The 14,128-nt window shown below is 71.8% G+C and carries 9 protein-coding genes; 6 read left to right on the forward strand and 3 right to left on the reverse strand.

What is annotated here, in order from left to right:
- Positions 1–1,068, forward strand: a complete 1,068-nt coding sequence (gene hemE, locus CEK65_RS11525) for a uroporphyrinogen decarboxylase (RefSeq protein WP_152181810.1) — start codon at positions 1–3, stop codon at positions 1,066–1,068.
- A gap of 313 nt (positions 1,069–1,381) precedes the next feature.
- Positions 1,382–2,812: a multidrug transporter subunit MdtD gene (gene mdtD, locus CEK65_RS11530; protein WP_017911167.1), complete on the forward strand. Its 1,431-nt coding sequence runs from the start codon at positions 1,382–1,384 to the stop codon at positions 2,810–2,812.
- Between the two features lie 158 nt (positions 2,813–2,970).
- Here the strand turns inward: mdtD and CEK65_RS11535 are convergent, their stop codons facing one another.
- A complete protein-coding gene (locus CEK65_RS11535) occupies positions 2,971–6,549 on the reverse strand; it encodes an ATP-binding protein (protein ID WP_152181811.1) in 3,579 nt (1,192 codons plus the stop codon).
- 68 nt (positions 6,550–6,617) lie between these two features.
- The gene (locus tag CEK65_RS11540) at positions 6,618–10,184 is read right to left on the reverse strand and encodes an ATP-binding protein (RefSeq protein ID WP_152181812.1); all 3,567 of its coding nucleotides are present in this window, start codon (positions 10,182–10,184) and stop codon (positions 6,618–6,620) included.
- A gap of 231 nt (positions 10,185–10,415) precedes the next feature.
- Here CEK65_RS11540 and CEK65_RS11545 point away from each other — a divergent pair, with 231 nt between their 5' ends.
- The 3 genes from CEK65_RS11545 to CEK65_RS11555 are packed head-to-tail and all read left to right on the forward strand — an operon-like array spanning position 10,416 to position 12,229.
- On the forward strand, positions 10,416–11,084 hold the full coding sequence (locus CEK65_RS11545) for a YceI family protein (protein WP_152181813.1): 669 nt from the start codon (positions 10,416–10,418) through the stop codon (positions 11,082–11,084).
- Positions 11,081–11,647 carry a cytochrome b gene (locus tag CEK65_RS11550; protein WP_152181814.1) on the forward strand — a complete coding sequence of 189 codons (567 nt, stop codon included), beginning with the start codon at positions 11,081–11,083 and terminating at the stop codon, positions 11,645–11,647. Before CEK65_RS11545 ends, CEK65_RS11550 begins: the two co-directional genes overlap by 4 nt.
- Positions 11,648–11,659: 12 nt before the next feature.
- The gene (locus CEK65_RS11555; protein WP_152181815.1) at positions 11,660–12,229 is read left to right on the forward strand and encodes a YceI family protein; all 570 of its coding nucleotides are present in this window, start codon (positions 11,660–11,662) and stop codon (positions 12,227–12,229) included.
- A gap of 76 nt (positions 12,230–12,305) precedes the next feature.
- Here the strand turns inward: CEK65_RS11555 and CEK65_RS11560 are convergent, their stop codons facing one another.
- On the reverse strand, positions 12,306–12,545 hold the full coding sequence (locus CEK65_RS11560; protein WP_017913647.1) for a glutaredoxin family protein: 240 nt from the start codon (positions 12,543–12,545) through the stop codon (positions 12,306–12,308).
- Positions 12,546–12,632: 87 nt separating this feature from the next.
- Here CEK65_RS11560 and CEK65_RS11565 point away from each other — a divergent pair, with 87 nt between their 5' ends.
- The gene (locus CEK65_RS11565) at positions 12,633–14,015 is read left to right on the forward strand and encodes an L-serine ammonia-lyase (protein WP_017913648.1); all 1,383 of its coding nucleotides are present in this window, start codon (positions 12,633–12,635) and stop codon (positions 14,013–14,015) included.
- Positions 14,016–14,128 lie beyond the last annotated feature (113 nt).

Consider the following 14,128-nt stretch of genomic DNA (forward strand, 5'->3'; position numbering starts at 1 on the left):
ATGCTCAAGAACGACCGCCTGCTGCGCGCGCTGCGCCGCGAGCCCGTGGACCAGACCCCCGTATGGCTGATGCGCCAGGCCGGGCGCTACCTGCCCGAGTACCGCGCCACCCGCGCCCGCGCCGGCAGCTTCCTGGCCATGGCCAAGACCCCGGAACTGGCCTGCGAAGTGACCCTGCAGCCGCTGGCGCGGTTTCCGCTGGACGCGGCGATCCTGTTCTCGGACATCCTCACCATTCCCGATGCGATGGGCCTGGAGCTGTACTTCGTCGAAGGCGAAGGCCCCAAGTTCCGCCACCCCGTGCGCGACGCCGCGGCGATCGCCCGGCTAGGCGTGCCGGACATGGAGACCGAACTGCGCTACGTGATGGACGCGGTGCGGGTGATCCGCCGCGAACTGGACGGCAGCGTCCCGCTGATCGGCTTCTCCGGCAGCCCCTGGACCCTGGCCTGCTACATGGTCGAGGGCGGCGGCAGCGACAACTACGCGCGGATCAAGGCGTTGGCGCTGAACGACCCCGCGGCGCTGCACCAGCTGCTGTCGGTCAACACCGACGCGGTGATCGCCTACCTGGCGGCGCAGCGCGCGGCCGGCGCGCAGGCGCTGCAGGTGTTCGACACCTGGGGCGGCGTGCTGAGCCCGGCGATGTACCGCGAGTTCTCCCTGCCCTACCTGCAGCGCATCGCCCGCGAACTGGCGCGCGGCGACGGCGCCGAGCGCACCCCGCTGATCCTGTTCGGCAAGGGCAACGCGCCCTACCTGGAAGAGCTGGCCGGCTCCGGTGCGGAAGGCGTGGGCGTGGACTGGACCATCGACCTGGCCGACGCCGCGCGCCGCACCGGCGGCCGCGTCGCCCTGCAGGGCAACCTCGACCCGGCGATGCTGTACGGCGCGCCGGAGGCGATCGACCGCGAAGTGCAACGCGTGCTGCGCAGCTATGCCGACGGCAACAGCGGCTCGCTGGACGGCCACGTGTTCAACCTCGGCCATGGGCTGTCGCCGGACATGCAGCCGGAGCATGTTGGCGCGCTGGTGGAGGCGGTGCAGCGGCATAGTCGGCGCGCTTAAAAGCCGGGATTGGGGATTCGGGATTCGGGATTCGGGATTCCAGTCTCGCGCACGGTCGGCGATCTGACCGTGCGCTCGATCTCTTGCGCTTTCGCGTAGGAGCGGCTGCAGCCGCGACAGGATATTTTGCGAATGCCCGTCGCGGCTGCAGCCGCTCCTACGCGGGTGCCTGCTAGGCGCAATCCACCGAGGCGTCCGCAGTATGGATCGCTGAGCGCGCGCTGCATCGCAAGCGCGCAACGCGCGCAACTGCACGACACGGCGACGCGATCTGCGCGATCCTATCGCCCCCCTCGCGTCGCCCTGCGTGCCGATGTCCGCGCCCTCCTCCGATCCGATCGCCGTTCCCAACGCGCGCAGTTTCCGTCCGCTGCTGTGGCTGGTGTCGCTGGCCATCTTCATGCAGATGCTGGATGCGACCATCGTCAACACCGCGTTGCCGGCGATGGCGCGCAGCCTGGGCGAGAGCCCCTTGCAGATGCAGTCGGTGGTGTTCAGCTACGCGCTGGCGGTGGCGATGTTCATTCCCGCCTCGGGCTGGATCGCCGACCGCTACGGCACCCGCCGCACCTTCCTGGCCGCGATCGTGCTGTTCACCCTCGGCTCGCTGCTGTGCGCGGCGGCGCCGCGGCTGCCGTATCTGGTGGCCGCGCGCGTGCTGCAGGGGATCGGCGGCGCGATGCTGCTGCCGGTGGGCCGGCTGGCGGTGATGCGCTCGGTGTCGCGCGCGCAGTTCCTCAGCGCGATGAGCTTCATCGCCATCCCCGCGCTGATCGGGCCGCTCGTTGGCCCGACCCTGGGCGGCTGGCTGGTGCAGGTGGCGTCCTGGCACTGGGTGTTCCTGATCAACCTGCCGATCGGCGCGATCGGCTTCGCCGCGGCGCTGAAGATCATGCCGGACTTCTACGGCGAGCAACGCACCCGCTTCGACCTGATCGGCTACGCGATGCTGGCCTTCGGCATGGTCGCGCTGTCGCTGGCGCTGGACGGCATCTCCGAGCTGGGCCTGCGCCACGCCTTCGTGATGCTGTTGGCGATCGCCGGGCTGGCGGCGCTGATCGGCTACTGGCTGCACGCGGCCAACGCGGCGGCGCCGCTGTTCCCGCTGCATCTGTTCAAGGTCGCCAGCTTCCGCATCGGCATCCTCGGCAACCTGTTCTCGCGCGTGGGCAGCGGCAGCATGCCGTTCCTGATCCCGCTGCTGCTGCAGGTGGGCCTGGGCATGAGCCCGATGAACGCCGGGCTGATGATGATCCCGGTGGCGCTGGCCGGCATGGCCTCCAAGCGCGCGGCGGTGAAGCTGGTGGAGCGCTTCGGCTACCGGCGCGTGCTGATGACCAACACCGTGCTGGTCGGCACCGCGATGGCCAGCTTCCTGCTGTTCGACGCCGGCCAGCCGCTGGGCTGGCGGCTGCTGCAGCTGGCGCTGTTCGGTGCGGTCAACTCGCTGCAGTTCACCGTCATGAACACCGTGACGCTGCGCGACCTGGACCGCGACCAGGCCAGCGCCGGCAACAGCCTGCTGTCGATGGTGATGATGCTCGCCACCGGCTTCGGCGCCGCGGCGGCCGGCAGCCTGCTGGCCGCGTTCAACACCCATCTCGGCGACACCCACGGCGCCACCGCGGCGCTGCATGCGACCTTCGTCTGCGTCGGCGCGATCACCCTGACCTCGACCCTGATCTTCTGGCAGCTGCCGGATACGCGGCCGCTGCCGAAGCAGGTGGAGGAAGTGGCGGAGTAGCCGAAAAGCGGGGATTGGGGAGTCGGGATTGGGGAGTCGCAGGAGCGGGATGCGCAACCTGCTCCATGTGGGAGGGACTTCAGTCCCGACTGCATGCGGCCTGGAAGGCACCTGCCCTCTGCTGGTCACACCTGCTGCGGATGCCGGACGGGTGTGACTTACCTGCCCTCCTTGCTCCTGCTGCCTTCTCCATCTTCTGGCGCCTCCACCGCCTTCGCCAGCATCTCCCCCGTCACCGGCTTGCGCAGGAACCCGCTGAAACCGGCGGCACGCGCCTGCGGCTCGGCGTCGGCGTCGGCGCGGGCGGTGACCGCGATCAGCGGCATGCCGTAGCCGAAGGCGCGCAACTGCCGCGCCAGCGCCAGGCCGTCCAGGCCGGGCAGGTCCAGATCGAGCAGGGCGATGTCGAACGTGCTGGCCGCCGCTTCGGTCAGCGCGGCCAGCGCGTGCGCGGCGTGGGTGACGTGGTGGCCGCGTGCGCGCAGCAGGCCGCCGACCACTTCGGCCACGGTCGGATCGTCTTCGACCAGCAGGATCCGCCGCGGCGCCGCGGCACTGGCGGACGCGCGGGCGTCGCGTGGCGCCTGCGGCAGCGGCTCGGGCACCCACGGCAACGGCAGGTCGACCACGAAGCGGGTGCCGGCGCCGAGGCGGCTGCGCAATTCGATGCGCCCGCCCATCGCCACCGCCAGTTCCTGGCTGATCGCCAGGCCCAGGCCGCTGCCGCCGTAGCGTGCGGCGGTGCGCGGCCCGTCGGCCTGCTCGAAGCGCTGGAACAATCGCGCCTGCTGTTCGGCGTTGATGCCCGGCCCGGTGTCGGCGACTTCGAAGCGCACGCCCTGCTGCGGCTGTAGCGGCGCCACCCGCAACTGCACGCTGCCGTGCTCGGTGAACTTGATGGCGTTGTTGAGCAGGTTCAGCAGGATCTGCCGCACCCGCGTGGCGTCGCCGCGCGCGGTGACCTGCGGCGGCATGGCGTTGTCCAGGGCGAAGGCGAGGTCGCGGCTGCGCGCCATCGGCCCCATCATGGCCTCCAGTTCGGCGATCAGCCGGCCCAGGTCGAACGGCTGCTGTTCCAGTTCCAGGCGCCCGGCCTCGATCCGCGCCAGGTCCAGCGCATCGTTGACCAGACGCAGCAGGTGCGAGCCCGCGTCGCGGATCGATTCGGTGTAGCGGCGCTGCCTGGTGTCCAGCGGCGTGGACAGCAGCAGTTCGCTCATGCCCAGCACCCCGGTCATCGGCGTGCGCACCTCGTGGCCGAGCGTGGCCAGGAAGCGGGTCTTGGCCAGCGAGGCCTGCTCGGCCACCTCCTGCTTATGCACCGCCAGCTGCCAGGCGGCGCGCCGGCGCAGCCGCCGCCGGTACAGGTACGCGAGCAACCACAGCGCCAGCACCGCCAGCACCGCCAGCCCGGCGATGCCCCAGGGGCTGCGCCACCACGGCGGCAGCACGCGGAAGTGCAGGCTGACCACGTTCGACCAGACCTTGTCGGCCGTACGCGCCTGCATCTCCAGGGTGTAGTGGCCCGACGGCAGCCGCGAGAACAGACGCTCGCCGCTGGCGCCCACATCGACCCAATCCGGGTCGTAGCCGCTGAGGCGGAAGCGGTAGGTGTTGGCGTCGGTGTCGGAGAACGACAGCAGGCGCGCGACCACGTGCAGATCGCGGTCGCCTTCCTGCAGCACGATGCGGTCGGCGTGCAGCAGGTCCAGCCCGCGCTCGCCGCGGCGCACGCCGATGCGCTCGATCACCAGCGGCGGCTGCCGCCGCGACGGCACCACCTGCGACGGCTCGAACAGCACCACGCCGTCCGGGGTGCCGCCGAGGATCTGCCCGCTGCGCGCCTGCACCAGGGTGCGGATCTGGAACTCCTGGTTGGGCAGGCCATCGTGGACGCCGTAGGAGCGGATCGCCTTGCTCGCCGGATCGACCCGGATCAGCCCGCGCACGCTGCTCAACCAGGCCACGCCGCTGGCATCGACCACCAGGCCGTTCGGCGCCAGCGCCGGGAACTCCTGTTCGGCGTCGATGCGGTCGAGCAGGCTCAGCCGGCTGCCATCCCACAGATAGCGCTCCAGGCAACCGACGCTGGCCAGCCAGACCACGTTGCCGTCGCTGATCGCCAGGGCGCTCAGCGGGCGCTGCGGTGCACCGGGCACCGCTTCGAACCGCGCGCGCTCCGAGCTCCAGGCAAGCAGGCCGTGCTGCCCAAGCAACCAGGGCTGGCCCTGCGGCCCGAGGCTGGCCTCCTGCACGGTCAGATCCGCAGGCAGGCCGGCGCTTCCCGGCGCCATGGTGCGCAGCACGTGGCCATCGAGGTCGCGCACCTGCACGCCGGTGATGTCGCTGAAGATCCAGACGTGGCGGTCGCTGCTGAAGACGATCCGATCCACCTGGTCCATCATCGGCGCATCGGCCCCGGCATCCTTGCCCCAGCGCCGGACCTCGCCGCTGGCCGGGTCGTAGCGCAGCACCGCCCCTGCGGCCGCCGCCCACAGCCGGCCCTGCGGGTCTTCGGCGATCGCCCGCGCCCAGTCCAGACCGAACATCGCGCGCATGTGCCGATGCACGGCGCCGGTGGCCGGATCGAGCTTGTCCAGCACGCCACGCGTGCCGGCCAGCCACACGCCGCCGTCGCGGGAAGCGGCGGTGGCCAGCACGTAGGGGTTGCCCATCGACTCCGGGTCGTCCACCCGATAGGACAGCACCGAGAACTGCTGCCAGTTGGCCGGCAGGTGCCACAGCCCGGCATTGCCGCTGGCGAACCACAGGCCGCCCTCGCGATCCTCGAAGGCCAGCGACCAGTTCGGCTTGACCAGTCCGTGCGCGGAATTGCTGTACAGCGGCACGTTGCGGATCACCCCGGACTCGCTCTCGCGGCCCAGCCCGTCCATGGTGTCGAACCAGCGCGTGCCGTGGCGGTCGTGGACCAGCATGCCCAGCACGCTGTCGCCGGGCATGTTGCGCCAGTACGGCTCCACCACGCTGGCGTCGGCGCGCAGCAGGCGCACCCCGCCCAGGGTGGAGACCCACAGCGTATCGTCGCGCTCGGGCGTCAGCCCCTGCACTTCCGGCCGCGGCAGCGCGTCGGCGGCGACGCGCTGGAAATCGTGGCCGGTCCAACGCGCCAGGCCGCCGCGGGTGCCCACCCACAGGGTGCCGTCCGGCGTGGTCGCCAGATGGGTGACGCTGGCCGAAGGCAGGCTGCGCGCGTCGCCGGGGATCGGCATGAAGCGGCGCAGGCGGCCGTCCGGCTGCAACTGGTGCAGGCCGCCGGCGGAGGTCCCGAACCAGACGCTGCCGTCCGGCGTGGACGCGATGGACCACACGGTGGTGGAGCCGATCTGCGGATAGGTGCTGCGATCGTAGTAGCGGAACTGCCGGCGATCGGCCGAGAGCATGCCCAGGCCGGCGCCGTCGGTCCCGAACCAGACCCGGTTCTGCGCATCGACGTGCACCGACCAGATCTTGTTGTGGTGCAGGCCGTCCTCGATCCGCCAGATGCGGTAGCCGCGTCCGTCGAAGCGCGCCAGGCCATCGCTGCTGGCCAGCCACAGGTAGCCGAGCTTGTCCTCGGCGAAGCCATTGATGCTGTTGGACGGCAAGCCGTCGGCCACGGTCAGTTGGCGCGGCTGCGGCGTCGGCGGCACTGCCGCGCCGGCGACCGCGGACCACGCCAGCAGCAGCCATCCCAAGATCCGTCTCGACCGCATCGCCTCTGTCTCCCCGACGGGCATCCGTCCCGCGCCACCGACGCCATCGTCGGCGATAAGCGCCGGCGCTGGCAACCGCGTCCCGCATCGACTCAGAGCGGCGGCGGCGCCCCGTCCAGCACCGCGTCGATGGCCCCTTCCAGCATCTGCCCGGTGACCGGCTTGCGCACGAACCCGGCGAATCCGGCGGCGCGTGCGGCGGCCTCGGCCTCGCCGTCGGAGCGCGCGGTCACCGCCAGCAGCGGGAAGCCATGGCCCAGCGCACGCAACTGCCGCGCCAGCGCCAGGCCGTCGAGCGCCGGCAGGTCCAGGTCGAGCAGGCCGATGTCGAAGCTGCCCTGGCTGGCTTCGGTCAGCGCCTCCAGGCCGTGCGCGGCCCAGGTCACCTGATGGCCGCGGCCGCGCAGCAGTTCGACCATCACCTGGGCCACGGTCGGTTCGTCCTCGACCAGCAGGATGCGCAGCGCGGTGCGCGCGCGCGGTGCCGGCACCGGGACCGCCGCCGGTTCCTGCGCCGGACGCCAGCGCAGCGGCAGGCCCACGCGGAAACGCGCGCCGTGCCCCAGCCGGCTCTCGACCTGGATGCGCCCGCCCATCGCCATCGCCAGTTCCTGGCTGATCGCCAGGCCCAGGCCGCTGCCGCCCTGGCGCACCGCGGTGCGCGGGCCATCGCCCTGTTCGAAGCGCTGGAACAGCCGCGCCTGCTGCTCGCTGCCGATGCCCGGGCCGGTATCGGCCACCTCGATGCACAACCCCTGGCCGTCCTGCCCCGGCGCCACCTTCAGCGCCACCGAGCCGCTGCTGGTGAACTTGATCGCGTTGCCGAGCAGGTTCAGCAGGATCTGCCGCACCCGCAGCGCATCGCCTTCCACCGTGGTCGCGCCGGGCATGCCGTCGTGCAGATCGAAGCGCAGCCCGCGCGCCTGCGCCAGCGGCGCCATCAGGTTGACCACTTCGGCGATCAGCGCCTGCAGCGCGAACGGCTGCGACTCCAGGCGCAGGCGCCCGGCCTCGATCCGCGCCAGGTCCAGCGCATCGTTGACCAGGTGCAGCAGGTGGGTGCCGGCGCGGCGGATCGACTCGGTATACCCGCGCTGCTTCGGATCCAGCGGCGTGGCCAGCAGCAGTTCGCTCATGCCCAGCACCCCGGTCAGCGGCGTGCGCACCTCGTGGCCGAGCGTGGCCAGGAAGCGGGTCTTGGCCAGCGAGGCCTGCTCGGCCAGTTCCTGCTTGTGCAGGGCCAGTTCCCAGGCGTGCTGGCGGCCCAGGCGGCGCCGGTAGGCGCGCAGCGACATCAGCAGCAGCAGGCCGGCCGCAGCGAGCAGCCCGACGATGCCCCAGACGCTGCGCCACCACGGCGGCTGCACCCGGAACGGCAGGCGCAGCGTCGGCGACCAGGCGCCGTTGCGGGTGCGCGCCTGGATCTCCAGCACCTGCGCGCCATCGGGCAGCTGCGGCAGGGTGCGTTCGCCGCTGGCGCCGGTGCTGACCCAGTCGCGGTCGTAGCCCGGCAGGCGGAACCGGTAGACGATGTGTTCCGGATCGATGTAGGACAGCAGCCGCACCGCCACGCGCAGGTCGCGGTCGTCCGAGCGCAGGGTGAAGTCGCCGCGCGTCGGCAGCGTCAGCAGTTGTGGGCCGCGCCGCACCTGCACGCTCTCCATGCTCAGCGCCAGCGGCACCGGCACCGGATCCGGCTGCTGCGTGTCCAGCAGCGCCACGCTGCCGTCCGCGGCGGCCGCCACCAGCACGCCGTCGGCAGTCATCAGCAGGCCGCGCCGCACCAGTTCCTGACTGCCGAGCCCGTCGCGGGTGCCGAACGCGCGCACCGCCGGCGTGCGCCGCGGATCGACCCGGAACAGGCCACGGCGCATGCCCAGCCAGGCGCGCCCCTGCGAATCGGCGACCAGCGCGCTGGACTCGGTGGCCGGCAGCCCGTCGGCCACCGCGTAGCGCTGGCTGCGCTGCCAGTGCGCGCCGGTGCGCCGCCACAGTTCCAGCCCGGACAGCCGATGCACCCACAGCGTGCGCGCGTCGGCGAAGGCGAACGACTGCACCTTCTCGCCGGCCAGTTCCGGCGGCGTGCGGAACTGCCCGGCCGCGCCGTCCCAGTGCTGGAACTGTTCGGCGGCCACCCACGGCGTGCCGTCCGGCGCCATCGCGAACGCCGCGATGTCGGTGCCGGCCAGGCCGTGCTGGCCGCCGGGGAGGTTCTGCAGCACGTGGCCGTCGCCATCGCGCACCTGCACGCCGTAGCCCGGTGCGGCGATCCACAGCCGCTGGCGTGCGTCCAGTTGCAGCCAGGCCAGCGTGCCGTCCGGAATCGGATCGGCCTCGCCGGCGGCGCGGGTCCAGCGCTGCAGGGTGCCCCCGTCCAGCGGGCCGCGCAGCAGCGTGCTGCTGCCCCCCATCCACAACGCCCCGCGCGGGTCGTCCAGCACCGACAGCAAGCGCCCGCTCGGCGCGCCGTTGGCCCAATGCGGCGCGCTCAGCGCACCGCTGGTGGTGTCGAGGCGGAACACGCTGGCGCCGGAGCCGAGCAGCCACACGCCGCCGGCGCGCGCCGGCGCCAAGCCGACGTACTGGTCGGCGGGCAGGCCCTGCGCGGTGCCCAGCACTGCCAGGCGGCGCCAGTCCGGACGCAGGTAGCCCAGGCCGCGCGTCGGCAGCGGCACCCACAGGCCGCCCTCGCGGTCGCGCAGCACGGTCTCCACCACGCTGGCGCCGGACACCGCCGCGCCGCCGGTGTCGACCCGCCGCGCCGGCCCGTCGGCCGGCTTGTGCCACAGGCCTTCGCCGTTGCCGAGCCAGTAGCCGCCGGCGCCGTCCTCGGCGATCGCGTTGGCCGCGCGATGCAGTGCGCCGATCCAGTCCGCACGCAACCAGCGCCCGGCACGGTCGCGCCGGAACAGGCCGGTGTTGCCGCTGAACCACAGGCCATCGCTGAGCCGGGTGATCGACATAATCACCTGCTCCTCCTGCGGCAAGCCGTCGTCGATGCGGTAGGCGCTGGCGTGGCGGCCGTCGTAGCGCACCAGGCCCTTGAAGGTGCCCACCCACAGCACCCCGGCATCGTCGAAGGCCAGGGTCAGCACGGCGCTGTCGAGCAGCGCGTCCACCGCCGGATCGCCGGCGCGGATGCGCTGCACGCGGCCGTCGCCGCCCAGCCGGTACAGGCCGCCGCGGTAGGTGCCGAAGTACACCGCGTCGCCGCGGCTGGCGATGGCGAACACGTCGTCGCTGCGCATCGCCGGCTGCGTGGCCATGTTGAAGTGGCGGAAGCCGCGCCGGTCCGCGCCGAGCATGCTCAGGCCGCCGCCCTCGCAGGCCACCCAGATGCGGTCGCGCGCGTCGATGTGCAGGTCCTGCACGTAGTTGCAGCGCAACGAGGCGGGATCGGCCGGATCGTGGCGCCAGACCCGGAACTCGCGCCCGTCGTAGCGGGCCAGGCCATCGCCGCTGGCGATCCACAGATAGCCGTCGCGGTCCAGCTGCAACCCGGAGATATCGCTGGACGGCAGCCCCTGCTCGCCGGAGAACACCCGGAAGCGCGGCAGTTCCGGCACCGCGGCATTGGCATCGGCGCACACGGCGGCCAGCGCCAACAGGCAGGCCAGCCCCCAGCAGCGCCACCGGCGTGGGGGATGCGGGATGGGCATGGACATCGGCTCCGGCAAAGGACGTCGGCGGATGAACACCGGCGCACTGCCGGGGCCGGACGCGCGGCGCGCCCGCTCCGTATGCCGCTCGCCGCGGCAGCGTTCTTATACCCCGCGGCCGCGGAAAAATCACACCTGCCACCGCGCGCAACGAACCGTTACGCGCCGCAGGTGCGCAGCCGGCCCGGACTGTGACTAGAATCCGGCGACCTCCCAGCGCGGCCCCGCTCCATGTTCAGACCCTCTCTCGTGGCCCTCCTGCTGGCCTTGCCGGGCGCCGCCCTGGCCGCGCCGGCGCAGTACGCGCTGGACCCGGTGCACACCCGGGTGCTGTTCGCGATCGAGCACGCCGGATTCTCCAAGGCGCTGGGCACCGTGTCCGGCAGCACCGGCACCCTGGTGTTCGACCCGGACGACTGGCGCAGCGCACGGCTGCAGGCGCGGGTGCCGTTGCAGCGGCTGGACCTGGGCGACGAGAAGTGGAACCGCGCCGCGCTGGCGCACAACCTGCTCGACGGCGAGCACTACCCGGAAGCGCAGTTCGTCTCCACCCGCGTCGAGCCGATCGACGCGCAGCACGCCAAGGTGATCGGGCAGCTGACGCTGCACGGCGTCACCCGCGAGGTGACCCTGGACGTGACCCTGAACGCAGTGAAGCGTCATCCGCTGCCGCCGTTCCGTCGCACCGCCGGCTTCTCCGCCACCACCACGCTGCAGCGCGCCGACTTCGGCATCAGTTCCTGGCCATCGGTGATCGGCGGCACGGTGGAACTGCGCATCGAGGCCGAGGCCACCCGCGAGGGCGGCGCCAAGGCCGAACCGGATCCGGCGCCGGGCACTCCGCCTGCCGCTCCCACCGACACCCCCACCGCGCCGGCGGCGCAGGACGGAATGCCATGAGCGCCCGCAATACCCCCGACCGCTGGGGCAGCGTCAGCCAGACACTGCACTGGCTGATCGCCGCCCTGATCCTGCTGCTCGGCGTGGTCGGCCTGACCATGGGCGAACTGCCGAAGACGCCCAAGTATTTCTGGGTCTACACCGCGCACAAGTCGCTGGGCCTGACCGTGCTGGCGCTGGTGATCGTGCGGCTCGGCTGGCGCCTGTACGCCGGCGCGCCCAAGCCGGTGCCGGGCACCCCCGGTTGGCAGGAACGCATCGCCGACGCCACCCACGCACTGCTGTACGTGATGATCTTCGCCATCCCCCTGTCCGGCTGGCTGTACGACTCCGCCAGCGGCCTGCGCCCGTTCCGCTGGTTCGGCCTGGTCGCGGTGCCCAAGCTCAGCGCCCCGAACGAGCACCTGCGCGACCTCTCGCACACCGTGCACGAATGGGGCTTCTGGCTGCTGATCGCGGTGGTCCTGGCGCATGCCGGCGCGGCCTTCTACCACCACCTGTTCCAACGCGATGCCACCCTGGTGCGGATGTTGCCGCGCGGCTGGCTCACCCCCAAGTCCTGAGGAGCTGTTTCGATGTCGACCCGTTTCGCGTCCCCCGCCGCCGTCGCCGCCAGTCTGGTGGCCCTGCTCGCCGCTGCCCCCGCGGTGCAGGCCGCCGACTATGTGCAGGCCCCCGGCTCCACCCTGGTGTTCGCCAGCAAGTACGACGGCGAAGTGTTCACCGGCCAGTTCCCCGGGTTCGACACCAAGCTCAGCTTCGACCCGGCCAACCTGGCCGGCGCCAAGCTCGACGTCACCATCCCGCTGGCCGGCGCCAAGAGCGGCAACAACGACCGCGACTCCACCCTGCAGGGCGCGGATTTCTTCGACGTGGCCAAGTTCGCCACCGCGCACTACCGCGCCGACAAGTTCCGCGCGCTGGGCAACAACCAGTTCGCCGCCGACGGCACCCTGGAACTGCGCGGCGTGTCCAAGCCGGTGACCCTGACCTTCACCTGGACCCCGGGCGCGCAGCCGGTGCTGGCCGGCAAGGCCACCGTCAAGCGCCTGGACTTCGGCGTGGGCGGCGGCGACTGGGCCGATACCAAGACCATTCCCAACGAAACCGCGATCAGCACCAAGGTGGTGTTCAAGGCGAAGTGATTCGCCACAGGCCGCGGCGCGCGGCCGCTGAGCGGCGGATTTCCTCGTCGGGTCCGCCGCTTTTTTTATGCGCGGCTCACGCGCATTCGGCCGACGCCGCCAGCCAGGCGCGCACGCCGGCAACATCGAACGGCCAGTCCAGTTCGCGCCCGTCCGCAGCGCGCAACACCGGCACGCGCACCCCGTAGCGCGCCTCCAGCGTCGCGTCGTCGTCGATGAACACGCTGTCCGGCTCGGCCACGCGCGCCTGCGCCAGCACCTGCAGAGCCTGGTCGCACAGATGGCAGTCGTCGCGCTGGTACAGGGTCAGGGACATGCTCGCGTCCTATGCTGCGCTGCGGACCTGGGCCGCGCGCCGGAAGCATAGAATAGACGGTCTTTCGCCCACCCCCTCGGCACGCGCATGGCTGTCAGCACCTTCGACCTGTTCAAGATCGGCATCGGGCCGAGTTCCTCGCACACGGTGGGGCCGATGCGCGCCGCCGAGCGCTTCGTGCACCGCTGGCTGTTCGACCAGGGCCGCCTGCAGGACGTGGTGCGCCTGCGCGCCGAAGTGTTCGGCTCGCTGGCGTTGACCGGGCGCGGCCACGGCACCGACAAGGCGGTGCTGCTGGGCCTGGAAGGCCAGCGCCCGAACCTGATCGATCCGGACATCATCCCCGGTGCGCTGGAGCGGATCCGCAGCAGCAAACGCATCAACCTGCTCGGCCGGCACGAGATCGCCTTCGACGAGAAGCGCGACCTGGCGATGAACAAGCGACAGAAGCTGCCGTACCACACCAACGGCATGCGCTTCACCGCCTACGCCGCCAACGACGAAGTCATCGCCACGCGCGACTACTACTCGGTCGGCGGCGGGTTCGTGGTCAACCAGGACGACGCCGCCGACGACCGCATCGTCGCCGACGAGACGCCGCTGCCCTACCCGTTCAAGAGCGGCGACGAGCTGCTGGCGCAGGCCGCGCGCAGCGGCCTGAGCATCGCCGCGCTGATGTTCGAGAACGAGAAGTGCTGGCGCAGCGAGGACGAGATCCGCGCCGGCCTGCGCGAGATCTGGGGCGCGATGCAGGCCTGCGTGACCCGCGGCATCCGCGAGGAAGGCACCCTGCCCGGCGGCCTGCACGTGTCGCGGCGCGCGCCGGCGCTGTACCGCGAGCTGTCGTCCAAGCCGGAAGCGGCGATGCGCGATCCGCTGACCACGCTGGACTGGGTCAACCTGTACGCGCTGGCGGTCAACGAAGAGAACGCCGCCGGCGGCCGCGTGGTCACCGCGCCCACCAACGGCGCGGCGGGGATCATCCCGGCGGTGCTGCACTACTTCGACCGCTTCTGCCCCGGCGCCGACGAACAGCGCGTGTTCGACTTCCTGCTCACCGCCGCGGCGATCGGCATCCTGTACAAGGAAAACGCCTCCATTTCCGGCGCCGAGGTCGGCTGCCAGGGCGAGGTCGGCGTGGCCTGCTCGATGGCCGCCGGCGGCCTGGTCGCCGCGCTCGGCGGCAAGCCGGGGCAGATCGAGAACGCCGCCGAGATCGGCATGGAGCACAACCTCGGCCTGACCTGCGACCCGATCGGCGGCCTGGTGCAGATCCCGTGCATCGAGCGCAACGCGATGGGCGCGGTCAAGGCGATCAACGCCAGCCGCATGGCGATGCGCGGCGACGGCAAGCACAAGGTGTCGCTGGACAAGGTGATCCGCACCATGCGCGACACCGGCCGCGACATGCAGGACAAGTACAAGGAAACCAGCCGCGGCGGGCTGGCGGTGAACGTCATCGAGTGCTGAGCCAGCCCGATGGACGCTGGCCCGGGTGATCACCAGCGTCCTCGCTGCCGCGCGCATCAAGATCCGCGTGGCGTTGCCGCTAACGACAGAGACGTCGGCCGATCCGGCATGGG

This window comes from Xanthomonas sp. LMG 12459 (assembly GCF_009192905.1).
Classification (GTDB): domain Bacteria; phylum Pseudomonadota; class Gammaproteobacteria; order Xanthomonadales; family Xanthomonadaceae; genus Xanthomonas_A; species Xanthomonas_A sontii.